Source organism: Propioniciclava tarda (genome assembly GCF_900182665.1).
Lineage (GTDB): Bacteria > Actinomycetota > Actinomycetes > Propionibacteriales > Propionibacteriaceae > Propioniciclava > Propioniciclava tarda.
Window position 1 is genome coordinate 288,444 of sequence record NZ_FXTL01000002.1, and the last position, 22,308, is coordinate 310,751.

22 protein-coding genes are annotated in these 22,308 nt (G+C 70.2%); 9 read left to right on the forward strand and 13 right to left on the reverse strand.

Annotated elements, in window-relative coordinates:
• The first annotated feature begins 39 nt into the window (after positions 1-39).
• Positions 40-633, forward strand: a complete 594-nt coding sequence (locus FN821_RS03265) for a DUF3000 domain-containing protein (protein WP_241660070.1) — start codon at positions 40-42, stop codon at positions 631-633.
• Positions 630-1,907, forward strand: a complete 1,278-nt coding sequence (locus FN821_RS03270) for an HRDC domain-containing protein (protein WP_206661969.1) — start codon at positions 630-632, stop codon at positions 1,905-1,907. Before FN821_RS03265 ends, FN821_RS03270 begins: the two co-directional genes overlap by 4 nt.
• Here FN821_RS03270 and dxs read toward each other — a convergent pair.
• From dxs to FN821_RS03295, 5 genes are all read right to left on the reverse strand, one after another.
• Positions 1,904-3,826 (reverse strand): 1-deoxy-D-xylulose-5-phosphate synthase, encoded by a 1,923-nt coding sequence (dxs, locus tag FN821_RS03275; RefSeq protein WP_131171114.1) that lies wholly within the window; start codon positions 3,824-3,826, stop codon positions 1,904-1,906. The genes FN821_RS03270 and dxs overlap by 4 nt on opposite strands.
• Positions 3,827-3,880: 54 nt before the next feature.
• Positions 3,881-4,237 carry a hypothetical protein gene (locus tag FN821_RS03280; RefSeq protein ID WP_131171115.1) on the reverse strand — a complete coding sequence of 119 codons (357 nt, stop codon included), beginning with the start codon at positions 4,235-4,237 and terminating at the stop codon, positions 3,881-3,883.
• Between the two features lie 120 nt (positions 4,238-4,357).
• Positions 4,358-4,855, reverse strand: coding sequence for a hypothetical protein (locus tag FN821_RS03285; protein WP_131171116.1), 498 nt, complete (start codon positions 4,853-4,855; stop codon positions 4,358-4,360).
• Between the two features lie 27 nt (positions 4,856-4,882).
• Positions 4,883-7,558 carry an aconitate hydratase AcnA gene (acnA, locus tag FN821_RS03290; RefSeq protein WP_131171117.1) on the reverse strand — a complete coding sequence of 892 codons (2,676 nt, stop codon included), beginning with the start codon at positions 7,556-7,558 and terminating at the stop codon, positions 4,883-4,885.
• A 148-nt stretch (positions 7,559-7,706) separates the two neighbouring features.
• The gene (locus FN821_RS03295) at positions 7,707-8,843 is read right to left on the reverse strand and encodes a class I SAM-dependent RNA methyltransferase (RefSeq protein WP_241660071.1); all 1,137 of its coding nucleotides are present in this window, start codon (positions 8,841-8,843) and stop codon (positions 7,707-7,709) included.
• Between the two features lie 80 nt (positions 8,844-8,923).
• Here FN821_RS03295 and FN821_RS03300 point away from each other — a divergent pair, with 80 nt between their 5' ends.
• Both FN821_RS03300 and FN821_RS03305 read left to right on the forward strand, forming a co-directional pair.
• Positions 8,924-9,571 (forward strand): potassium channel family protein, encoded by a 648-nt coding sequence (locus FN821_RS03300; RefSeq protein WP_131171207.1) that lies wholly within the window; start codon positions 8,924-8,926, stop codon positions 9,569-9,571.
• Between the two features lie 10 nt (positions 9,572-9,581).
• Entirely contained in the window at positions 9,582-10,268 is a 687-nt protein-coding gene (locus tag FN821_RS03305) for a potassium channel family protein (RefSeq protein ID WP_131171118.1), read from the forward strand.
• 3 nt (positions 10,269-10,271) lie between these two features.
• Here the strand turns inward: FN821_RS03305 and FN821_RS03310 are convergent, their stop codons facing one another.
• The 4 genes from FN821_RS03310 to FN821_RS03325 are packed head-to-tail and all read right to left on the reverse strand — an operon-like array spanning position 10,272 to position 12,279.
• On the reverse strand, positions 10,272-10,628 hold the full coding sequence (locus FN821_RS03310) for an OB-fold nucleic acid binding domain-containing protein (protein ID WP_206661970.1): 357 nt from the start codon (positions 10,626-10,628) through the stop codon (positions 10,272-10,274).
• Between the two features lie 3 nt (positions 10,629-10,631).
• Positions 10,632-11,321 carry a DUF3710 domain-containing protein gene (locus FN821_RS03315; RefSeq protein WP_165489222.1) on the reverse strand — a complete coding sequence of 230 codons (690 nt, stop codon included), beginning with the start codon at positions 11,319-11,321 and terminating at the stop codon, positions 10,632-10,634.
• Between the two features lie 2 nt (positions 11,322-11,323).
• The gene (gene dut / locus FN821_RS03320; protein WP_241660072.1) at positions 11,324-11,794 is read right to left on the reverse strand and encodes a dUTP diphosphatase; all 471 of its coding nucleotides are present in this window, start codon (positions 11,792-11,794) and stop codon (positions 11,324-11,326) included.
• Positions 11,795-11,811: 17 nt separating this feature from the next.
• Positions 11,812-12,279, reverse strand: coding sequence for a DUF3093 domain-containing protein (locus FN821_RS03325; protein WP_165489223.1), 468 nt, complete (start codon positions 12,277-12,279; stop codon positions 11,812-11,814).
• A gap of 128 nt (positions 12,280-12,407) precedes the next feature.
• Between FN821_RS03325 and FN821_RS03330 the strand changes: the two genes are divergently transcribed.
• A complete protein-coding gene (locus FN821_RS03330; RefSeq protein WP_131171122.1) occupies positions 12,408-12,701 on the forward strand; it encodes a DUF4235 domain-containing protein in 294 nt (97 codons plus the stop codon).
• A 25-nt stretch (positions 12,702-12,726) separates the two neighbouring features.
• On the opposite strand, the gene FN821_RS03335 is transcribed toward FN821_RS03330, so the two are convergent.
• Positions 12,727-13,023, reverse strand: coding sequence for a DUF4193 domain-containing protein (locus FN821_RS03335; protein ID WP_131171123.1), 297 nt, complete (start codon positions 13,021-13,023; stop codon positions 12,727-12,729).
• Positions 13,024-13,138: 115 nt separating this feature from the next.
• Here FN821_RS03335 and sepH point away from each other — a divergent pair, with 115 nt between their 5' ends.
• Positions 13,139-14,203, forward strand: a complete 1,065-nt coding sequence (gene sepH / locus FN821_RS03340; protein WP_277751006.1) for a septation protein SepH — start codon at positions 13,139-13,141, stop codon at positions 14,201-14,203.
• Here sepH and FN821_RS03345 read toward each other — a convergent pair whose 3' ends face one another.
• The 3 genes from FN821_RS03345 to FN821_RS03355 are packed head-to-tail and all read right to left on the reverse strand — an operon-like array spanning position 14,204 to position 16,534.
• Positions 14,204-14,851 carry a thymidine kinase gene (locus FN821_RS03345; protein WP_131171125.1) on the reverse strand — a complete coding sequence of 216 codons (648 nt, stop codon included), beginning with the start codon at positions 14,849-14,851 and terminating at the stop codon, positions 14,204-14,206. It lies immediately after the preceding gene.
• A gap of 3 nt (positions 14,852-14,854) precedes the next feature.
• A complete protein-coding gene (locus FN821_RS03350; protein WP_131171126.1) occupies positions 14,855-15,967 on the reverse strand; it encodes an alkaline phosphatase family protein in 1,113 nt (370 codons plus the stop codon).
• A gap of 3 nt (positions 15,968-15,970) precedes the next feature.
• Positions 15,971-16,534, reverse strand: a complete 564-nt coding sequence (locus FN821_RS03355) for a DUF5998 family protein (RefSeq protein WP_131171127.1) — start codon at positions 16,532-16,534, stop codon at positions 15,971-15,973.
• Between the two features lie 73 nt (positions 16,535-16,607).
• Between FN821_RS03355 and FN821_RS03360 the strand changes: the two genes are divergently transcribed.
• The 3 genes from FN821_RS03360 to FN821_RS03370 all read left to right on the forward strand — a co-directional run bounded on the left by FN821_RS03360 (position 16,608) and on the right by FN821_RS03370 (position 22,277).
• The gene (locus FN821_RS03360) at positions 16,608-17,651 is read left to right on the forward strand and encodes an App1 family protein phosphatidate phosphatase (RefSeq protein ID WP_131171128.1); all 1,044 of its coding nucleotides are present in this window, start codon (positions 16,608-16,610) and stop codon (positions 17,649-17,651) included.
• A gap of 26 nt (positions 17,652-17,677) precedes the next feature.
• Entirely contained in the window at positions 17,678-19,600 is a 1,923-nt protein-coding gene (locus tag FN821_RS03365; protein ID WP_131171129.1) for a hypothetical protein, read from the forward strand.
• 115 nt (positions 19,601-19,715) lie between these two features.
• Positions 19,716-22,277 (forward strand): DNA gyrase/topoisomerase IV subunit A, encoded by a 2,562-nt coding sequence (locus FN821_RS03370; RefSeq protein WP_131171130.1) that lies wholly within the window; start codon positions 19,716-19,718, stop codon positions 22,275-22,277.
• Positions 22,278-22,308: the final 31 nt, after the last annotated feature.

Genomic DNA, 22,308 nt, shown 5'->3' on the forward strand with positions numbered 1-22,308 from the left:
CCCGCCTGAGTTTGTCGGGTGTCGGCCTAGCCTGAGCCCGTGGGCGTCAACAGTCATCCAGTCTCGCGGGTCTTCGACGAGGCAGCCGCGACGCTGCTGGCCATGCCGTGGCGTCCGGAGTTGGCGGTCGAAGAGATCCCCGCCCCCCAGCGCATCGCGCCCTACGCGCTCGCCATCGCCGCCGAGGTCCTCGACGGGGACGCGGAGGTCGGCAGCGGACGACTCGTCCTGCTGCACGATCCGGCCGGCAACCCGGCCTGGGACGGCACCTTCCGGTGCGTCACGTACGCCCGGGCCGACGTGGACGCCGAGATGGGCACCGATCCCCTGCTGGCCCCGGTCGGCTGGTCCTGGCTGGTGGACGCCCTCGATCGGCGGTCCGCGGACTACGGCTCGCCGTCCGGCACCGTGACCGCCGTCTCGTCGCAGTCCTTCGGTTCGATGGAGGACGACCCGCAGCGCATCGAGGTGGAGATCCGCGCCTCGTGGACGCCCACCATCAACCTCGGCAGTGACATCGCCGCCCACGTGCACGCCTGGCAAGACCTGCTCTGCATGGTGGCCGGGCTCCCCCCGCTGCCGGAGGGCGTCGTCCCCCTCCCACTGAGCCGCCACGGGAAGCGTCGACGGTGAGTCTTGACCCTAAGCGTGCGGCCGAGGCGCCGGCAGGCGAGGAGCCGAAGCCGCTCCTGATCAGCGAGCCGGCCGACGGCGTCCCCGCATTGGTGGACACTCCGGCCGCGCTGGACGCCGCCATCGCGCGGCTGCGAGCGGGGCACGGTCCCCTGGCGGTCGACACCGAGCGAGCCCAGAGCTTCCGCTACTCGGCCAAGGCTTATCTGATCCAGCTGCGCCGCCCGGGAGCTGGAACCGTCCTGCTCGACCCCGTCGCCCTCGAAGAGGGCCGCGAGCGGGCTGACCTGTCGGAGCTGGCCGCTGCCCTGTCCGACGTCGAGTGGATCGTGCACGCCGCGCAGCAGGACCTGCCCTGCCTGGCCGAGGTCGACCTCCTGCCCGACACCCTGTTCGACACGGAGCTGGCCGGACGCCTCCTCGGCCTGCCGCGCGTGTCGTTGGCATCCCTGCTCGAGCGGGCCTTCGGCAAAACGCTGGCGAAGGAGCACTCGGCGGCGGACTGGTCCAAGCGGCCGCTGCCCGCCGACTGGCTGAGCTACGCGGCCCTGGACGTCGAGCTGCTCTGCGAGCTGCGGGACTGGGCCGCCGACGAGCTGCGGGCCGCGGGCAAACAAGAGTGGGCGCGGCAGGAGTTCGAGCACCTCGCCCGGCACGCTGGCGACCCCGTCACCCGGCGTGAGGAGCCGTGGCGGCGCACGTCGGGCATTCACCAGCTGCGCTCAGCCCGGCAGCTGGCGATCGTCCGGGAGCTGTGGGAGACGCGCGATTCGATCGCTCGCCGTCTCGATCGTGCGCCCGGACGCGTCCTGTCAGACCTCGCCATCAGCGAGGTCGCTGCTCGGGCCACCCCGGAGCGCGGCGCGGTCGACCGCAGCGATCTGCGCGCGGTCAAGGGCTTCTCCTGGCGGATCGCCAACCGCTACGAAGAGAGTTTCGTGGCCGCCCTCGCGACCGCATGCGCCCTGACCAAGGACGAGCTTCCTGCCGTCAGCGTCCAGCCAGACGGGCCGCCGCCGCCCCGGACGTGGGCCAAGCGTCACCCGGAGGCATTCGAGCGGTGGAACCGGATCCGGCCCGCCACCGTCGCCCGCGCCGAGGAGCTGAGCCTGCCCGTGGAGAATCTGATTTCCCCGGACGCCGTCCGCCGGCTCGCCTGGGAGCCGCCACCGGCGTCCGAGGCCGACGTGGATGCCTTCCTCGCCGAGCGCCTGGTCCGGCCGTGGCAGCGTGAGCAGGTCGTCCCACTGCTGACGGCGTTGCTGTCGGACTAGTCGAGGTGGTTGCGGACGCCTGAGCGCGCCGCCGTGGACGCATCGTCTGCAGCCGCGGCGCGTTCCACCAGCTGGCGGGCGATCGCCTGGGCCGACAGCCCGAGAGAGTCGATGAGTTCGTCGCGGGACGCGTGATCCAGGAAGCTGGCCGGGATCCCGACGTTCTTGATCGTCGTCGGCACGCTCGCGTCCTGCAGGGCGAGAGCGAGGCGGGCACCCAGGCCGCCCACGACGAGGCTGTCCTCGACCGTGACGACGTGCTCGTAGTCGCGACACAGGTCAACCAGGTCGGCGCTGACCGGCAGCGACCACACCGGGTCGACCACCGTGCAGGGGACGCCCTGGTCGCCGAGGCGGCGTCCGATGTCGGCGGCGAGGCTCGCGAACTGGCCGTAGCCCACCACGAGCAGGCGGGCGCCCGGGGCGTCCGCCAAGACGTCGACCTGACCGACGCGACGGAGCGCGGGCAGCGGCGGGGGCACGGCCTCCTTGGAGAAGCGGATCACCGTGGGGGCGTCCGAGATGGCGACGGCGCACTCGAGGGCCTCGATGAGGCGCGTCTCGTCGCGCGGCGCAGCGAGGTGAAGCCCGGGAACGAGGCCCATGATCGAGTGGTCCCACATGCCGTTGTGGCTCGCGCCGTCGGGGCCCGTGAGGCCCGCCCGGTCGAGCACGAAGGTGACGCCGAGCTTGTGCAGGGCGACGTCCATGAGGACCTGGTCGAACGCCCGGTTGAGGAAGGTCGCGTACAGGGCGACGACGGGATGGAACCCGCCGCGGGCCAGTCCGGCGGCGAAGGTGACCGCGTGCTGTTCGGCGATGCCCACGTCGAAGCAGCGATCGGGGAACGCCTCGGCGAAGGGCCCGAGCCCGACGGGGTGCAGCATCGCGGCCGTGATCGCCACAACGTCCGGACGCCCCTCGCCCAGATGGACCATCTGCTCGGAGAAGGCCTTGGTCCAGGTGCGCTTCGCCGCTGTGGTCAGCGGCGCGCCCGTCAGCTCGTCGATCTTGTTGACCGCGTGGAAGCGGTCCTCGTCGTGCTGCTCGGCGGGCAGGTAGCCCTTTCCCTTCTCGGTGATGACGTGCACGATCACCGGACCCTCGAACTGGCGCGCCGCCTCCAGCGCGGCCTCCAGGGCGCCCAGGTGATGCCCGTCGACGGGGCCGATGTACTTCAGGCCCAGGTCCGAGAAGAGGCCCTGCGGCGCGAGGACGTCCTTCACCCCGGCCTTGAAGCCGTGCATCAGCCCGTAGACCGGCCCGCCGACGAGCGGCGTGGCGCGGACCCCCTCCTTGATGGCCCGCAGCGCCTGCTCGTAGCGCTTGTCGGTGCGCAGGCCCTGAAGATGGGACGCCAGCCCCCCGACCGTCGGCGTGTAGCTGCGCCCGTTGTCGTTGACGACGATGGTCAGCCTCAGGTCGGGCTGGATCGCGATGTTGTTGAGCGCCTCCCAGGCCATGCCGCCGGTCAGGGCGCCGTCGCCGATCACCGCGACGACGGTGCGGGTCTTCTCGCCCCTCAGCTGAAAGGCGCGGGCCAGGCCTTCGGCCCAGGACAGCGACGTCGAGGCGTGGCTGTTCTCGACCCAGTCGTGGCCGGACTCGGCACGCGAGGGGTAGCCCGACAGGCCGCCCTTCTGGCGCAGCTGAGCGAAGCCCTCACGGCGTCCGGTCAACATCTTGTGAACGTAGCTCTGATGGCCCGTGTCGAAAATGATCGGGTCGCGCGGGCTGTCGAACACGCGGTGCAGGGCGAGCGTCAGCTCCACCACCCCGAGGTTGGGGCCCAGATGCCCGCCCGTGCGGCTGACGTGACGGATCAGGAAGGTGCGGATCTCCGCGGCCAACGCGTCCAACTCGGCACCGGTCAGGGCGCGCAGATCACGGGGCTCACGAATCCGATCCAGCACCGACATGGCGGCGATTCTAGCCCGGACTACGGTCTCGGCCCATCGGCCCCACGTCGTGCATCACAGCCGTCGAATGAAGACTCCCCCGCGCAGCGCCTCGTCGACGAGCGCGACCTCTCGGCGCTGCCGGACCAGCCCGGCCTCGAGTTCGAGCCAGGCCTGCGAGGCGTCCGCGATGGCGTCGGCGGGAACGAAGTCGTCGAGATCGGCCCGGCAGGCACTCAGAGCCTCGCGGCAGGCCGCGAGCTGGGCGTCGACGCACCGCAGGGCGAACATGGCCAGCACGATCGGATGCTTGCGGAGCACGGCGTAGCCGCGGGTATCGGGCGGGCAGGCGTCCAGGAGGAACGCGGACGCCGTGCGCTCCCAGTCCGGCGAACGCGCGGGACGGACCGCCGAAGGCCACCCCGGAGGCACATAGTTGTCGGTCGTCCCGACGGGTCGGCGTGACCGGCCAACCGCCGGCGCTGTTGCCTGCGTGAACCCTCTGGACATCGCACCTCCCGTTCGCATATTAGAACAGGTGTGCTAACTGGCTCAACTGTCCAGGAAGGTGCCGAGCAGGACGAGCGCGCTGATCAGAACGCAGACCCCGGCGATGACCCACGGACGCCAGCGCGACCGCTCCGGGCCCGTCCAGGTCGCCAGGGCGGCGATGCCCGGGGCCAGCATCAGCGCCAGCCAGCCCCACGAGCCCGCCAGGTCAAGGATCGTCGGCATCGCGAGCACGGCGGTGACGCCGACGAGCCACCACTCCCAGCCGAGCCGGAACAGGGGCGCGACGACCGAGACGGCGACCAGTCCGCCGATCAGGCCTCCGATCAGGAAGACGCCCAGCGAGCAGGTGGCGTCATCGCAGGTCGTCGACTGGATGCCGTCCGCGATGGCAGCGCCAAGGCCGGCGATCATGCCGCCGACGATGGCCGCGACGTAGGACCACGCCAGCCGGGCTCCGCGGACGGGTGCTACCCGCCGCGAGACCGCGACGGAGGCGTCCAACGGCCGCGCTACGGGCTTGGCCCGCTTACGCCCCATCGGACGCCTCCGAGGCGATCAACGTCGTCACTTGGTGAGCAGCGACCTCAGCACGTACTGCAGGATGCCGCCGTTGCGGTAGTAGTCGGCCTCGCCGGGGGTGTCGATCCGCAACGGAGCCTCGAACTCGATGACGGAGCCGTTCGCCTTGGTGGCCGCGACGTGCACCGTCTTCGGGGTCGTGCCCGCGTTGAGGGCCTCGATGCCGGTGACGTCGTAGACCTCGGTGCCGTCGAGACCCAGCGAGTCGGCGTTCTCGCCGTCGGGGAACTGCAGCGGGATGACGCCCATGCCGATGAGGTTCGACCGGTGGATGCGCTCGTAGCTCTCGGCGATGACGACCTTGACGCCCAGCAGCGTGGTGCCCTTCGCGGCCCAGTCGCGGGACGATCCCGAGCCGTACTCCTTGCCGGCGAGCACGACCAGCGGGACGCCGGCCTTGGCGTAGTTCTCGGCGGCGTCGAAGGCGTAGACGACGGGGCCGTCCGGCTGGGTGAAGTCGCGCGTGAAGCCACCTTCGGTGCCGGGGGCGATCTGGTTGCGCAGCCGGATGTTGGCGAAGGTGCCGCGGATCATGACCTCGTGGTTACCACGACGTGAGCCGAGGCTGTTGAAGTCGCCGCGTGCCACGCCGTGTCCGCTGAGGTACTGGCCAGCGGGGGTCTCGGGCTTGATCGAGCCGGCCGGGCTGATGTGGTCGGTCGTGACCGAGTCGCCCAGCTTCATGAACGCGCGCGCGCCCAGCACGTCCTTGACGGGCTCCGGCGTGGCCGGCATGCCGTCGAAGTACGGCGCGCGGCGGATGTACGTGGACGCCTCGTCCCACGCGAACAGCTCGCCCGAGGGGGTCGGCAGGTTCTGCCAGCGGGCGTCGCCGGCGAAGACGTCGGCGTACCGCGAGGCGAACATGTCGGCGCTGATCGACTCGGCCACGACCGCCTCGATCTCCTCGGTGGTCGGCCAGACGTCGGCCATGAACACGTCACGGCCGTCCGCGCCCTGGCCGATCGGCTCGGACGCGAGGTCGATGTCCATCGTTCCGGCCAGCGCGTAGACGATGACCAACGGCGGGGACGCCAGGTAGTTCATCTTCACGTCGGGGCTGATGCGTCCCTCGAAGTTGCGGTTGCCCGACAAGACGGCCGTCACCGCGAGGTTGTTGTCGTTGATCGCCTTGCTGACCTCGGGGATGAGCGGGCCGGTGTTGCCGATGCACGTGACGCAGCCGTAGCCGACGGTGTTGAAGCCGAGGGCGTCCAGGTACTGCTGCAGGCCGGACTTGGCGTAGTAGTCGGTGACCACCTGCGAGCCGGGGGCGACGGTCGTCTTGACCCAGGGCTTCGGCTTGAGGCCGAGGTCGTAGGCCTTCTTGGCGACCAGCGCGGCGCCCAGCATGACCGACGGGTTGGACGTGTTCGTGCAGGACGTGATCGCGGCGACCGTGACGGCGCCGTTCTTGAGCTCGAACGACGTGCCGTCGGCCAGGGTGACAGGCACCGCCTTGGCGACGTCCTCGGTGTAGGTCGGGATGGCGGCGGCGTACTTGGCCTTGCTCTCGGCCAGCACGATGCGATCCTGCGGGCGCTTGGGTCCGGAGGTGCTGGGGACGACGGTCGACAGGTCCAGCGACAGCTTCTCGCTGTAGCGGGCCTCGGCCTCCGGGTCGAGCCACATGCCCTGCGCCTTGGCGTACGCCTCGACGAGGGCGATCTGCTCCTCGCTGCGTCCGGTCATGCGTAGGTAGTCGGTCGTCTTCGAGTCGATCGGGAAGACGCCGATCGTCGAGCCGAACTCGGGGCTCATGTTGGCGATCGTGGCGCGATTGGCCAGCGGGATCTGCGAGACGCCGGGTCCGTAGAACTCGACGAACTTGCCGACGACGCCGTGCTTGCGCAGCATCTCGGTGATCGTCAACACGAGGTCGGTCGCGGTCACACCGTCGTTCAGCTTGCCGGACAGCTTGAAGCCGACCACGCGCGGAATGAGCATCGAAATCGGCTGGCCGAGCATGGCCGCCTCGGCCTCGATGCCGCCGACGCCCCAGCCGACGACGCCGAGGCCGTTGACCATGGTGGTGTGGCTGTCGGTGCCGACGCAGGTGTCGGGGTAGGCCTGCAGGACGCCGTTGACCTCGCGGGCGAAGACCACCCGGGCCAGGTTCTCGATGTTGACCTGGTGGACGATGCCGGTGCCCGGCGGGACGACCTTGAACTCGTCGAACGCGGTCTGCGCCCAGCGCAGCAGCTTGTAGCGCTCCTCGTTGCGCTGGTACTCGACGTCGACGTTCTTGGTCAGCGCATCGGGCGTGCCGAAGTACTCGGCGATGACCGAATGGTCGATCACGAGCTCGGCGGGCGCCAGCGGATTGATCTTGGACGCGTCCCCACCCAGGTCGGCGACGGCCTGCCGCATGGTGGCCAGGTCGACGACGCAGGCGACGCCGGTGAAGTCCTGCATGATGACGCGGGCCGGCGTGAACTGGATCTCGCGATCGGGCTCGCTGTCGGCCACCCACTCCCCCAGCGCGGCGATGTCGGCGGCCGTGATGTTGGCGCCGTCCTCGGTCCGCAGCAGGTTCTCAAGGAGGACCTTCAGGCTGTAGGGCAGGGTGTCGGAGCCCGGAACGGCGTCCACCTTGAAGATCTCGTACTGCTTGCCGGCCACGTCCAACGTGGTCTTGGCTCCGAAGCTGTTGGCGCTCATGGGCTCACTCCTGATCGGGCATTGAAACGCGAGCATTTCTCTCGACATCGAGATAGTAGTCCTCGCGTCGACGTCTGACTACATGTCTAGTGCGCAAGCCTGCCAGAGTCGAGACGATCTCGACGTGCGGCGTCCGCAGATGGCGGGCTCAGTCGTCCGGCTGCAGGATCGCGACGCATTCGACGTGGTGCGTCATGGGAAAAAGGTCGAACGCGCGCAGCGAGTCGACCCGCCAGCCGGCGGCCAGCGCGAGGCCCAGGTCCCGCGCCAAGGACGCAGGATCGCAGGCCACGTACGCCACGGCCCGCGGACGGCGTCCGAGGATCTCTCCCAGCACGGACGCCCCGGCCCCGACTCGGGGCGGATCCAGCACGACCAGGTCGACCGCCCTGGGCAGTCGCCGGAGGGCCTTGTCGACCGATCCGGCGAGGAAGGACGCCTCCGGCACGTTGGTCCGCGCGTGACAGACGGCCGTCTTGCTGCCCTCGACGCCGACCACCGACACCCCGCGATCCACGAGCGCCCCGGCGAACAGCCCGACACCGCAATAGAGGTCGAACGCGGACTCCCCCGCCCGGGGCGCCAAGCCGGTCAAGACGGCGTCGACCAGCGTGTCCGCCGCAGCCGGGTGGACCTGCCAGAAGCCGTCCGCCGCAACCCGCCAGGTGCGTCGGGCGGCCTGTTCCAGGACCGTGTCATTCGTTTCGTTCGAGAACCACCGGACGCCGTCGGCGGAGGCCACGCCTACGATGCTGCCGCCAGCAGACGCCGATACGGGCGGCGCCAAAAGCTCCTCGGCCGCGATCAGGCACCCTGCCTCGGGCAACGGCGTCACCGCGTGCGACCGTGCCGGATGCATCCCCCACGCCTCACCGTCGGAGTGGTACCTGACCCTGGTGCGCCAGCGCTCAACCGGCGGGACGGCCTCGACCTGACCTGTCCAGGCCAAGCCTGCGAGGCGTCCGAGTTGCTCGGCGACAACCTGGCGTTTCAGCTCGAGCTGCGCGGCCGGGCGGACGTGCTGGAAGTCGCACCCGCCGCATCGATCGGCGATGCCGCACGGCGTCAGCACGCGGTCGGGGCTCGCCTCCAGCACCTCCATGACGTCGGCGAACGCATGGCGTTTGGCCGTGGCCGTGATGCGTGCCCGGACCAGTTCACCCTCGAGCGCCCCGCGCAGGAAGACCACCCGGCCGTCCTCGGTGCGGGCCACCCAGTGGCCGCCGTGGGCGACCTTGGTGACCCGCAGGGGGCCGATCAAAGAGTCGCTGTCGCTGGAGTCCACGGCGTTAGACTCTAGCGACGCCGACCCGGTGACCCGGTCGGTGAACCCGCCGAAAGGGATTGATCGTGCACGTCGTCATCATGGGCTGCGGACGCGTGGGCTCTTCGCTGGCGCGGAGCCTGGAGCGGCGCGGCCACTCCGTCGCGGTGATCGACATCGATCCGGACGCCTTCCGCCGGCTCGGCCCGTCGTACCGCGGGCGCACCGTCAAGGGTGTCGGCTTCGACCGCAAGGTGCTGGAGGCGGCGGGCATCAAGGAGGCCGACGGCTTCGCCGCGGTGTCTTCGGGTGACAACAGCAACATCCTGGCCGCGCGCGTCGTCCGCGAGACGTACGGCGTCCACAACGTCGTCGCCCGCATCTACGACCAGGGCCGCGCCGCGGTCTACGAGCGCTTGGGCATCCCGTCCGTCGCGACCGTGCGGTGGGCGTCCGACCAGGTGCTGCGGCGACTGCTGCCCGAAGGCTCCGAGCCGCAGTGGCGCGACCCGTCCGGCACGGTGCGGTTGATCCAGGTCTCGGCGCACGTGGGCTGGGTCGGGCGCCGCGTCCGGGACCTGCAGAAGGCTGCGTCGGCGCCGATCCCGTTCATCCTGCGGTTCGGCCAGGGCATGGTCCCGGACGAGCAGACGATCGTGCAGGACGGCGACCTGATCTACGTCGGCTGCGCCAACACCGACGTGGACTCCATCGAGACGATCCTCGGCAACCCGCCGGCCAAGAACTAGGGGCAACAACATGCGCGTGGCAATCGCCGGGGCCGGCAACGTCGGACGCTCTATCGCCAGGGAACTGCTCGCGAACGGGCACAAGGTGCTGCTGATCGATCGGGAGCCTGCGGCCATCAAGACCGACAGCGTTCCCGGGGCCGACTGGTTGCTCGCGGACGCCTGCGAGGTCGACTCCCTCGAAGAGGCGCGCCTGGACCAGTGCGACGTCGCCATCGCCGCGACTGGCGACGACAAGGCGAACCTGGTGCACTCCCTGCTCGCCAAGACGGAGTTCTCGGTGCCGCGGACGGTCGCCCGGGTGAACCATCCGAGCAACGAATGGATGTTCGACGACGTCTGGGGCGTGGATGTCGCGGTCTCGACGCCGCGGCTGATCTGCGCCCTGGTCGAGGAGGCCGTGACCGTGGGTGACCTCGTCCGGCTGTTCAGCTTCCGGGGCGGCACCACCAACTTGGTCGAGATGACCCTGCCGCACACGAGTCCGCAGATCGGCCGCCGCGTCGGTGAGCTGGAGCTGCCGGGCGACTTCGTGGTGGTGGCCCTGATCCGCGATCGTCAGGCTCGCCCGCCGCAGGCGGACACCACCTTGGCGGGTGGCGATGAGCTGCTGCTCATCGGCGACCCGGCCCACGAGCTCGCCCTGACCGAGTACCTGGCTCCGGGGGGACGGCGCTCGACGCTCGAGGCCGAGTGAGCCTCAGAGCAGCGTGTACAGGGGGTTGTAGATCTTCCGCTTGCCGTCGGCGTCGCTGAGGCGTCCCTCGGCCTTGAGGACGCGTCCCGGCTCGATGCCCGGGATCGACGGGCGGCCCATCCAGACCAGCGTCACCGTGGCCGTGCCGTCGTCGAGCTGAGCCTCGAGCCAGTTGGCCGTCGCGCGCTGCACTTCCGACACAGACCTGATGGTGCCCTTGAGCACGACGTATTGCCGATCGGACGCCTCGGCGATCTTGTCCGCGGTCGAGCGCTGGGCGCTCAGCCGGGGATCCTCCCAGGCCCCCTCCTCGGACCCGACTCCGATGCGGCCGAGCCAGCGGCGTAGCGGCGACGGCAATGGTCAGCCCTCGGCGCCGGGCAGGTCCGGCAGGACGAGCGTGATCAACTCGCCGGGGACGCGCGGCGCATCGTCGCGGTGGACGATGACGTTGCGGAAGAACTCGGCGAAAACGTCAGCCGGCTCCTCCTCGCCGGCGACGAGTGCCGCCTGGCCCATCACCGTGCCGCGCAGCACCCAGCGCGGACCGTCGACCAGCCACACCCGCGACACGTGGAACAGCTGCTCGCCTTCGGGGCCCTCCATGGGCAGCACGCGCTTGAGCTCGAGCCCGAAGGGTCCGTCCTGGACCTCGGCCGTGCCGCCTTGCTGCTCGGCCTCCTCGACGGCGTCCTCGCGCAGTTCGTCGGCCAGTCCCCCGCTGGTCGGCGCCGCGAAGAGCTCGAGCTGCAGGCCGGAGTTCTCGTGCATGGCGAGAGCCGAGTAGATCGTCTGTGTCTGCGTGTCGCCCTGGAACTGCAGTCCCATGCCCTCGAACGGGGTGATGGTCAGGGGTCCCAGCGCCAGCCGGGACACCGCGTCGCCGGTGAGGTCGACCTCCGAGGCGTCGAAGGGTCCGTCTGCGCGGGGATCGTGGCTGACCGTGGACGCCTCGTCGGCTCCGTCCGCCGTCTCCGGTTCTGTCCCGTCCTCGGACGCCGTCAGGTCAGCCTCGTCCGGCTGGACAGCACGGTCACGTCGTCCAAAGATCACGTCTACTCCTCGATCTGCGCGGCGTCCGGATCTCGGCGCCAGGTCTGGATGCCCCCGGTGGAGCCGTGGCCGTTCCCGCCACGCTCCGTCGAGGTTAGTGCCGACACCTCGGTGAACACAGCGCGTCCTACGCGTTGGAAGACCAGCTGTGCGATGAGATCGCCGCGCGACAGCTCAACCGTCCGCTCCCGGTCGGTGTTCAACAAGCAGACCTTGATCTCGCCCCGGTAGCCGGCGTCCACCGTGCCGGGCGCGTTCACGATCGTGATGCCCGACCGTGCGGCCAGGCCCGATCGGGGGTGGACGAAGGCGGCCCAGCCCTCGGGCACGGCCAGGGCAACGCCTGTCGGCAACAGGCGACGCTCGCCGGGGGCGAGCACGGCGTCGATCGCCGTGCACAGGTCCGCACCGGCATCGCCGGGATGGGCGTAGCGCGGCAGCGGCAGCTCGGGATCGAGGCGCACGATCTGCACGATCGGCTCCTCGACGCTCACGAGGCTGGCCCGGGGCGATTCGGGGAGGTCAGCGCGCGGGCCAAGCCGGCGGGCGAGCGGGTGCCGACGAGCCAGTACGGATGCGGGTCGGCCGCATCGCGGACGCCCACCTCGACCGCTTTGAGCAAGAAGGGCCGCGTGACCACGAACGCCCTCAGGTCGGCGTCCCGGCCGAGGCGGAGGCGGCTGGACTCGGCGTCCAAGGCGGTGACCGGGCCGAGATACTCCCACTCCAGCAAGGATCGACCCACCCACAGCCCCCGCGAGTCGACGCGGATGCGCACGCTGCCGACCCACAGCAACACGGTGGCGATCCCGCACGCGGTCAGGATGGCGGAGCCCACGGCGTACCAAGGACCTAGGTACCACCCGATCGCCGTGACGAAGGACAGTCCGACCCCGAAAGCGATGACCCAGTAGGACCAGGGGGCGTACAGGCGCTCGGTGTACGACGACGCGGGCACGGTGTCCCCTTGCCGCCTGACGCTTGCTGTCTCCACGAAGACAACCTAGCGCGATGCAACCGGACGCCGCCTAGGATGGGAGCGCATCGGCGGCCGGACAAGGCCGCCTACCTGGCCCGGGAGTCGAGATGGCAGTCACGCGCAACCTGATGTTCAACGCCTACTCGGGCGCGATCGCCGCGGCGACCGCCGTGGTGGCGAACAAGATCGTGGAGTCGGTGTGGCGGTCGGTGACCGGCGAGGAGCCGCCGGAGCCCAACGACCCCAGCACGCCCCCCAACAAGGCGTTCGCCTGGGTGCTCGCGAACGCGATCGGCATCGGAATCTTGGGCGTCGCCGCCAACCGGTTCGCCGCCGGGCGCTGGGCCAAGTTCACCGGCGAACAGCCTCCGAGCACGCGCTCGGTCAACCTCAAGCTGTAGTGGGCTCAGGCTGGAGCGGGCCCGCTCAGCCCGCGCAGTCGACGCAGTAGAGGACGCCGTTCTTCTCTTCGGCGATCTGGCTGCGGTGCTTCACCAGGAAGCATGATGAGCAGGTGAACTCGTCCGCCTGACGGGGCAGCACCCGGACGGTCAACTCCTCGTGCGACAGGTCCGCGCCGGGCAACTCGAACGTCTCGGCGGCCTCTACCTCATCCTCGTCGACCTTGCCGGAATTCTTGTCATTGCGGCGGGTCTTGAGTTCTTCGATGCTGTCTTCGCTCTCCTCGTCGGTCTTGCGAGGTGCGTCGTAGTCGGTGGCCATGGTTCCTTTCCTGAAGGTGACTCCGCTGAACCGAGGCATGAATATCACATGACGGCAAGGAGTGCAGGTTGTGGTCGTGAATCGGGGTGTCCAGCGGCACGCCAGCGGGCCCGGCGTGGCGCGATCCCCGACCTTGCCAGCGGCACAATCGTCGGTCGAGGCGGTAGGTTACTCACCAGCAGCCACCCACGACTTCGAACACGACCACGAAAGATGCCAGATGGACAGTGCACTGAGGCCGCGTGACATCCAGGCCCGCATCAGGGCCGGCGAGTCCGTGGACGATGTCGCCCAGGCGGCCGGGGTCTCCGTCGAGCGCATCGAGCCCTTTGCGGGGCCGGTGCTGGCCGAGCGCAGCCACGTGGCGGGGTTGGCGTTGACGAGCCCCGTCCGCCGACGCGGGGAGTCGACCTCTCACCGGTCACTGCGCAACGCCGCCATCGAGGCGCTCGTTGCCCGCGGCATCGACCCCGACACCGTCGAGTGGGACGCCGCGCTGCTGGGCGCCCGTCGCTGGCAGATCACCGCAGCGTTCGAGAAGTCCGGACGCCGACACCGGGCCACGTTCGTGTTCGACCTTGCCGGACGGTTCTCGGTCGCAGGTGACGACGACGCGCGCTGGATGATCGGAGAGGCGTCCGCCGTGGCCAGTGGTCAACCGGCCCGTCCGGTCGCCGAGGACGACGAACTGGCGATCGTCCGGGCCCTGCAGAGCCCCGCGCCGGAGGACGCCGAGACCGACGACGCCTACGCCGACGGCGACCTCGCCGAGGTGGACGGTGTCTACGAATTGGTGGGCCGCAGCGATCCGCAGATGGACGCGCTGTACGACCTGCTGGCTTCCTTCGACGAGGACTCCGTGAAGATCTACACCGGGCTGGTCAATCCCGTCACGGACCCGGTCGTCGCCGAGCCCGACCCGGAGCCGGCGCCGCTGGACGACGCGGCGCAGCCGCGGTGGCGTCCGCGGCCGTCGCGCACCGAGGCCGCGGCGAGCGGCGGCCCGTTCGACCTGGACGCCGCTCCGGCGGCCGTTGTTGACGAGGCCGAGCAGCCGGCCCTCATCGAGCAGGCCGCGCCGCCCGCCCCGAAGCAGCCCAAGCGGTCCCGGCGCGCGTCCGTCCCCAGCTGGGACGAGATCATGTTCGGCGCCCCGCGCCAGGGCAAAGACCCGCGCTGACTACTCGGCCGCTCCGAACGGGAGCGGGTCCGGAGTGAGATCGACGTTGACCACGGCCGAGTTCTCACGACGACGGTGGTGTTTGCGACACAGCACTTCGTACGCGACCTCGGCATCGCCGGCGGTGTCACCGACGACGACCTGGCTGCCCTCGGTCACCATCACCCCGCCCACGGTTCGGGCGTTGTGGGTGGCGGGCTGGCCGCACCAGCACCGCGGCCGGGCCTGCAGCATCTCGATGCGGTCGGCCAGCTCGACCAGTCGCGCCGAGGCAGGAAACATCGCCGTCCGGAAGTCGTGCAGGATGCCGAAGCAGTGCACGTCGATGCCCAGGTCGTCGACGATGTGGGCGAGCTGGTCGATCTGCTCCGCCGCGTAGAACTGGGCCTCGTCGCAGACCAGGTAGTCGATCCGCCGGCCTGCGGTGAACTCCGCCACGACGAACGCCCAAAAGTCCAGGTCCGAGGTGACTTCGACGGCGTCCTCGGACAGACCGATCCGGGACGAGATCACGGACTCTCCGCCCCGGTCCTTACAGGTGAACCGGACGCCTCGGCGTCCGGCGGACGACTCGGTGTAGTCGATCTGGAGCGCCAGGGTGGACTTGCCACAGTTCATCGGGCCGGTGAAGAAGGTCAGTTGTGCCATGGCTTACTCCACGATCAACGGGACGAGCATCTCGTCAGCGGTCAACGATCCGTGCATGCCGATCAGTTTGAGCTCACGCGGGAGCGCTCGGGTCATGACGGCACCTGTCCCTCTCATCGCCACGACCACGTCGCCGAAGCGCGGCGCCATCTGGGGGGTGACGTACCCGAACCAGGCTTCGTCGACGGCCTCGGCACGCGTCCGCACCCAGGCTCGGTCTTGCAGGTGGTCGTTCCAGCGGGACGCCACGGCGTCCGGCTCGGCCGTGTAGAGCTGCCGAAAGCGGCCTTCCCCGGCGAGGAGTTCCACGCCGGCGAGCAGGTCGGGCTCGCGTTCGACGATGACCCGTTCGTCCGCGGGGACGTCGATCATGCCGTGGTCGGCGGTGATGACGAGGCGTGTCGCGTCCGGCAAGGCGCTGCGCAGGTCGGCGGCCAGCCGATCCACCTCAGCCAGGGCCGCGGACCACTCCTCGCTCCGCCAGCCCACCCCGTGCCCGATGTGGTCGAGGGAACGCTCGTACACGTACACGAAGGACCGCTCGCCGGCGGCGGAAGCGTCCACCACCTGCTCGATGCGCCGCGCGCCGTCCGTCTCGTCGTCGACGGGGCTGAAGCGGGCGCCGCGCAGGCCGGCCTCCGTCAGGCCGCTGCCCGAGAACCGGGTCGGCAGCACGGACGTGGTGGCGATCCCGGCCCGGGCGAGCCGTTCGAAGAGGGTGAGCCGCGGCTGGACGTCCAGCCCGGACAGCCCGGGCTCCCACGCCAGCATGTTCAGGACGCCCGTGCTGAAGGGGTGCCGGAAGGAGTAGCCGGCGACCCCGTGCTGGCCGGGGTCCAGGCCGGTGCCCAGCGACGTGAGGGCCGTGGCGGTGGTGGTGGGCGTCACCGAGGTCAGCGTCCGGGTGTCGGGCCGGCTCGCCAGATACGGGGCGAGGCCTTTGGACGCCGCCACGTTCGTCTGCCCGAGCCCGTCGATGAGCAGGACGACGTAACGCTCGGCGTCCGGAAGATCGAGGACGTCGACGCACCCCGGCAGGCCGAGATGGGCGCCGATGGCGGGCATCAGCTCGACCAGACTGGACGCCCCGTAGCGGGGTACGACGGGTGCGGTCATCGCCTAGCTGGTCGCGACCTGGAGTGCGGTGGCGAACGCGATGAGGCGGGCGACGCTGTCGTCGCCGTCGGCCGCGACGCTCATCCGGATGGTGAGGTCGTCGTCCAGGTTCTGCGCGTCGTAGCCGTGATCGGCCTCGCAGTTCGGATCGCCGCAGCTGGCCGGCACGATCTCCACCCGCCGCATCGCGCCCCAGCCGACGGCGAGCCACACTTCGTCGGGGGTGGCCCCGCGGCGGTAGCGCGCCGGGTTCGAGACGACGCTGGTCACGCTCACCGACCGGACGCTGCGCAGCGGCACCGACTCGACGGTGGCGAGGGCCTGACCGACGCCCGGCGACTCGCCGTCGTCGGTGTGGCTGACCAGGAACCGCGTCGGCGTCAGGACCAACACGGTGACGTGCCGGTGCAACTCATCGCTGTCGAACGTCGCCTCGTGATGGACGCAGGACGCCTCGATCGTCTCGGACCCCAGCGCACGGGCCACCGTCGACTCGATGACCTCGGGGAAGTAGCCGCACGCCACGATGGCGTCACGCAGGGGCTTGGGCAGCAGTCCGGAGGTCATTGCGCCATGATCCCACGCCCGCGGGGTGCGTGGCTCGTCGGTGCCGCCGACGGATGCCGTTAGGGTGTCCGCCGTGAGTAGCAACCGTCCGTTCGTCGCCGCCAGGCTTGAGCTGTGGCTCGACCGTCGGGCCGAGCAGTTGCTACGCCTCTTCGGCTGGACCGAGCGGGTGATCACATACCCGGGCTACGGCATCGAGGACTCGGCTCGCATCCTCGGACGCATCGTGTTGGCGCCCCGCTGGAGCGATACCCAGATCGGCAAGGCTGCGGAGGAGTTCCTGCGGCGCCGGGGTTGGAGGAACTTCGTCACCGCCGCGACCGTCCACTCGCGCTACACGATCGAGTTCGGCGACGTCACCGTGTCGGGCTCGACCGACCGCGGCGGCTACATCGATCATCGGCTGCGGGGCCACGGGTGCCCGGTCGGCTGGCAGACCGCGACGATCACCCTCGGCAGCGGTCTGGAGTTCGGCGCGTCCGTCCAGATCGTGCCGAACGACGAGACCTTCGGGGTCGTGTCCGACCTGGACGACACCGTGATCTCGACCATGCTCCCCCGGCCGCTCATCGCGGCCTGGAACTCGTTCTTCCGGACCGAGGCTGCTCGCCAGGCCGTCCCCGGGATGGCCGCCCTCTACCGCCAGCTGCTGGCGAAGCATCCCCATGCGCCGCTGGTGTACCTCTCGACGGGCGCGTGGAACACCCAGGGCTTCCTGCGCCGCTTCCTCAAGCGGCACGGGTTCCCGGACGGGTCCATGCTGATGACCGACTGGGGCCCGACCAACACGGGCTGGTTCCGCTCGGGACTCGAGCACAAGCGGGCGTCCCTGCTGCAGTTGTCGATCGACTTCCCGCAGGTGAGATGGATCCTGGTGGGCGACGACGGTCAGCACGATCCCGAGATCTACGGTGACTTCGCCGAGGCGCACCCCGATCGTGTGCGCGCCGTGCTGATCCGGCGACTCAACCCCACCGAGCAGTTCCTGGCCCACGGGACGCTCGAGCCGATCGAGCCGACCCGCCGACGTCTCCACCCCGGGACGCCGATCATCCAGGCCCCGGACGGCCGGGCGCTGGCGTCCAAGCTCCGGGATCTACCCGGGGTCGCCGACTGAGCGTCCGGTCCGGCAGAGTGGTGGCCGTGCCGACGTCCCACTCGATCGTCCCGAGAGCCGTGCTGGCAGTGGTCCTCGTCGGTGCGCTGGTCGCATGTTTCGCCTGGCCCGTCGCGGCCGTCGTCCTCGGGGCTGTGGTCGTGGTCGCGCTGGTGCCCACGTCGTCTTCCCTGAGCGGCCGCGTCGGTGTGGTGGCCTTGTTGTGGCTGTCGTGGTCGCAGTTCGCGTATCGGCTGCCTTGGCCTGCCGACTGGCCGCCCCGGCAGGCCGTCGCCTGGACGCTCGCCGTTGTGCTCGTGCTCGGCTGGCGCCTGTGGCGTCCGACTGGCCTTCGGGAGGCCTTGCCGCGCTGGGACGCCGCCGCGTCCGCGTTGCTCGTGCTCGCTGGCGTGCTGGTGTGGTGGTTCTGGCCGTGGCAGGGCGACGCGACGCACGTTCTGGTTCGCCTCCTGCTCGGCTGGGACAACTCGGGCCACTTCGCGATGGTCGAACAGCTGCGGCTACCGCATCAGGACGCGGCCACGGCCTTCGCCGGTTACCCACGCGGCTTCCACGCCCTGGTGGCCTCGCTGATGGAACTCGCATCCGGCGCGCCCGGCTCCGTGGCGTCCGAGGTGGTGGCCTACGCCTACGGGTCCTTGGCGGTGCTCGCCGCGGCCCTCCTGATGGTCACCGCCTGGGTCCTCAGCTCCGACATCTTCCGGCGCCGTCCGCTCCTGCTCGCGCCGGCGCTGGCGACCCTGATCACCGTCTACCTCCAACTCGAGGACGCCGCACAGATCCCGTTCTACGGCTTCGGCAACTTCGGTGAGGCCGCGGCGCTGGCCGGGGTGGCGGCTCTGCTTCCGCTCGGCTGGGGCCGGCGGGACGACGTGTGGCGCTGGTTCCTGCTGGGGTCCGCGGCGGCTGGGATCGTCGGCACCTGGCCCTTGCTCCTGGCGGTCTGTGTCCCCGTGCCGTTCGCGGTCTGGCTCGGACGCCGACGGGACGAGCCGGGCTGCCTGAAGCGCCTGTTGCTGACGATGCCGGTGGGCGTCCTCCCAGCCGTGCTGGCGTTCCTCAACCAGCCGTCACCGGCGCAGGCGGTCGCGTCCGGGACGGCGAGCGCGTCCCTCTGGGATCGTATCGACACCTTCGTGCTGCTGGACGGCGCCATCAGCACGAACTCGAAGGACTGGCCCATCGTGTTCGCGGCCGCCGCGGTCGCGGCCCCGGTGGCGCTGCTGGTGTGGAGTCGTGCCCGACGGGTCAACATTGGCGCCTTGGGGTACCTCTGGCTCGCTCCGGCCCTCGCGCTGGTGGCGTCCGGAGCGATGCTGGCCTACGAGCAGGTGCGCGTCGGGGAGTCGCGCTACTACGGGGTCAAAGTGCTGTGCGCGACGACGATCCTGGCCGTGGGAGTGGCCGTCGTCGCGGTCGCCGAGTTGGCCGATCGCTTCGGGCTGCTGGAACGGCTCAAGGCAGGCGTGCGGGTCGCCGTGGTCGCGTCGGCGACCGTGGTCATGCTGTGCTGCGCCGGCACGCCGGTTCGCCTGGCCCCACTTCCGATGTCGCCGGGCGGGAGCCTGCGAGCCCTGTCGGCGTCCGCCGGTCCTGATGGACGCCGACCGATCGCGCTGGCGGTGCTGGCCGCCTGCGAGGCGATCGACGGGCGGCGCGGCGAGTACTACTTGCTCTTGAACGGGGTCAGTCGCGAGGATCACGTCCGGGCCGGCGTGTGGATCATCAGTTGCGGTATGAACTGGGATTCCGACCAGTCCCCCACGCTGCGCGTCCTGCTTCCGGACACCATCGACAAGGGCGGGCGCACACCCGTGGACGTCTCGGTCGAGGCCCGAGCCATCCTGGCCCAGCGTCCCCAGGCCGCGATCATCGTGACCGCCGGCGACGCCCTGCGCGCCCGCTCACGGCTGACGCCCCAGCAGCAAGTTCGAGTCCTGCTGATCTGACGCGGAGGCGTCCGGTCGTGCACGGAGCGTCCCGCCGGGAGCCGGCGTCCCGGGTGGCAGAATGCACGAGGCGCCTCCGGCGCCGGACGCACGTTGGAGGAGTAGCACACCCGTGGTGACCAAGCCGCCCATCGAGGACGAAGAGCCCGAGAAGATCGTCGATGTCGACATCTCGGCCGAGATGGAGTCGAGCTTCCTCGAGTACGCCTACTCGGTCATCTACAGCCGCGCCTTGCCGGACGCCCGCGACGGCTTGAAGCCCGTCCAGCGCCGCATCCTCTACTCGATGGGCGAGATGGGCCTGCGACCGGACCGCTCCTACGTCAAGTGCGCGCGCGTCGTCGGCGACGTCATGGGCAAGCTGCATCCGCACGGCGACACGGCCATCTACGACGCGCTCGTCCGACAGGGCCAGGACTTCGCCATGCGCCTGCCGATGATCGACGGCCACGGCAACTTCGGCTCCCTGGACGCCGGACCCGCCGCGATGCGGTACACCGAATGTCGCCTGGCCCCGGCTGCGATGACCATGATCGAGGGCCTGGACGCCGAAACGGTCGACTTCAAGGCCAACTACGACGGCAAGGAGTCGGAGCCGACCGTCCTGCCGGCGGGCCTGCCGAACCTCCTCGTGAACGGCTCCACCGGCATCGCCGTGGGCATGGCCACCAACATCCCGCCGCACAACCTCGTCGAATGCGTGCAGGCTCTGAAGTACCTGCTGACCAATCCCACGGCGTCCGTCGAGGACCTCATGAGGTTCATCCCCGGACCCGACCTGCCCACCGGCGGGAAGATCGTCGGCCTGGACGGCATCAAGGAGGCCTACGAGACGGGACGCGGTTCCTTCCGGATCCGCTCCACCACCCGCATCGAGCAGGTCAGCCCCCGCCGCAAGGGCATCGTCGTCACAGAACTCCCCTACCTGGTCGGCCCCGAGAAGATCGTCGAGCAGATCAACGCCCTCTACCAGGCGAAGAAGATCACCGGCGTCGCCGACGTCAAGGACCTGACCGACTTCAAGAACGGGCTTCGCCTCGTCATCGAGGTCAAGAACGGCATCAACCCCGAGGCGCTGCTCGAACAGCTGTTCAGGCTGACCAAGCTCGAGGACTCCTTCTCGATCAACATGGTCGCCCTGGTCGAGGGCCAGCCGCAGACCATGTCGTTGCGGGACGCGCTCGTCGTCTACGCCGATCACCGCCTCGACGTCACGCTGCGCCGCACCCGCTACGAGCACCTCAAGGCCGCCAACCGGCTGCATCTCGTGCAGGGTCTGCTGATCGCGATCGTCGATATCGACGACGTCATCGCGATCATTCGGGGCTCTGAGGACGCCGCCTCGGCCCGACAGAAGCTCATGGAGGTCTTCGACCTGACCGAGCTTCAGGCCAACTACATCCTTGATCTGCAGCTGCGTCGCCTCACCAAGTTCAGCCAGCTCGACCTCGAGGCCGAGCGCGACAAGCTGGAGGCGGAGCTGGCCCGGCTGTCCGGGATCATCGACTCCGACGATGCGCTCCGCGCGCTGGTGGCGTCCGAGCTGGACGAGGTCGCCCGCAAGCACGGTACGCCTCGGCGCACGGTCCTGCTGGCTGGGTCGGGCACGGCCGTCACCGCGGCGTCCGCGCCGCTGGAGATCGCGGACGCCCCCTGCTGGGTCATGCTGTCCTCGGCCGGGCTGCTGGCGCGCGCCGATACCGGCGATCCGCTGCCGGCGTCCGGACGCCGCGCGCAGCACGACGTCATCACCTCGGCCGCGCGGACGACTTCGCGTGGCGAGTACGGCGTGCTGACGTCCACCGGACGCGTCATCCGGATGCATGCCATCGAGCTCCCGTCTGTCGTGCTGACCGCGGACGCCCCCAACCTGCAGGGCGGCTCGCGGGCGACCGAGCTGGTCAACCTCAACCCGGGCGAGAGGGTGCTCGCCGTCACCAGCCTGGGCGAGTCGACGTACGGCTGGGCGTTCGGCACCGCGCGTGGCGTCGTCAAGCGGACCAATCCCGAACTGCTCTCCAACAAGGACGCCTGGGAGCTGATCCGGCTCGACGAGGGCGACGCGGTGGTCGGCGCGGTCGAGCTGACCGACGAGGCGGGTGAGCTCTGCTTCATCTCCGCGGACGCCCAACTGCTGCATTTCCCGGTGGCCTCGGTGCGCCCGCAAGGTCGCACCGGTGGCGGGATGGCCGGTATCAAGCTCGCGTCCGGCGATGCGGTGGTGTGGTTCGGCCTAGTCGCCGATGACGACGCGACGGTCGTCACCGTCTCGGGTGCGGGAACCGGGCTGCCCGGCACCGAGACCGGGCTCGTCAAGGTGACCGGTTGGAGCGAGTACCCCGGGAAGGGGCGCGCGACGGGCGGCGTCCGCTGTCATCGGTTCCTCAAGGGCGAGACTCGACTGCTGGCCGCGTGGGCCGGCTCGCGTCCGGCGATCGCCGCCGCGCCGAGCGGAACCCCGATCGAGTTCAACACCACCCATGACGGACGCCGCGACGGCTCCGGGACGCCCGTGCTGCAGCCCATCGGTGGCATCGGCTCGCGGCGCCACGGCGTCCCGGGCGAGCAGAGCGAAGCGACCGCTCCTGAGAGCGCGACGCGTCCAGAGGTTGCTTCCCCGGCCGCAGCGCCGACCGCGGGCGCCTTCGGACTCAGCGACGACGAGACCTTGTTCTGACCCAGCCTTCCGGTGGGAAGCGGCCAGGGCG

What these genes read in the sequence shown, in the direction of transcription:
- FN821_RS03330 (WP_131171122.1), top strand. Translation starts at nt 12,408, where the DNA reads ATGGCAGTCACGCGCAACCTGATGTTCAACGCCTACTCGGGCGCGATC.
- FN821_RS03305 (WP_131171118.1), top strand. Translation starts at nt 9,582, where the DNA reads ATGCGCGTGGCAATCGCCGGGGCCGGCAACGTCGGACGCTCTATCGCC.
- dxs (WP_131171114.1), bottom strand. Translation starts at nt 3,826, where the DNA reads ATGTCGGTGCTGGATCGGATTCGTGAGCCCCGTGATCTGCGCGCCCTG.
- FN821_RS03355 (WP_131171127.1), bottom strand. Translation starts at nt 16,534, where the DNA reads ATGACCTCCGGACTGCTGCCCAAGCCCCTGCGTGACGCCATCGTGGCG.
- FN821_RS03335 (WP_131171123.1), bottom strand. Translation starts at nt 13,023, where the DNA reads ATGGCCACCGACTACGACGCACCTCGCAAGACCGACGAGGAGAGCGAA.
- FN821_RS03285 (WP_131171116.1), bottom strand. Translation starts at nt 4,855, where the DNA reads ATGGGGCGTAAGCGGGCCAAGCCCGTAGCGCGGCCGTTGGACGCCTCC.
- acnA (WP_131171117.1), bottom strand. Translation starts at nt 7,558, where the DNA reads ATGAGCGCCAACAGCTTCGGAGCCAAGACCACGTTGGACGTGGCCGGC.
- FN821_RS03350 (WP_131171126.1), bottom strand. Translation starts at nt 15,967, where the DNA reads ATGACCGCACCCGTCGTACCCCGCTACGGGGCGTCCAGTCTGGTCGAG.
- FN821_RS03345 (WP_131171125.1), bottom strand. Translation starts at nt 14,851, where the DNA reads ATGGCACAACTGACCTTCTTCACCGGCCCGATGAACTGTGGCAAGTCC.
- FN821_RS03300 (WP_131171207.1), top strand. Translation starts at nt 8,924, where the DNA reads ATGGGCTGCGGACGCGTGGGCTCTTCGCTGGCGCGGAGCCTGGAGCGG.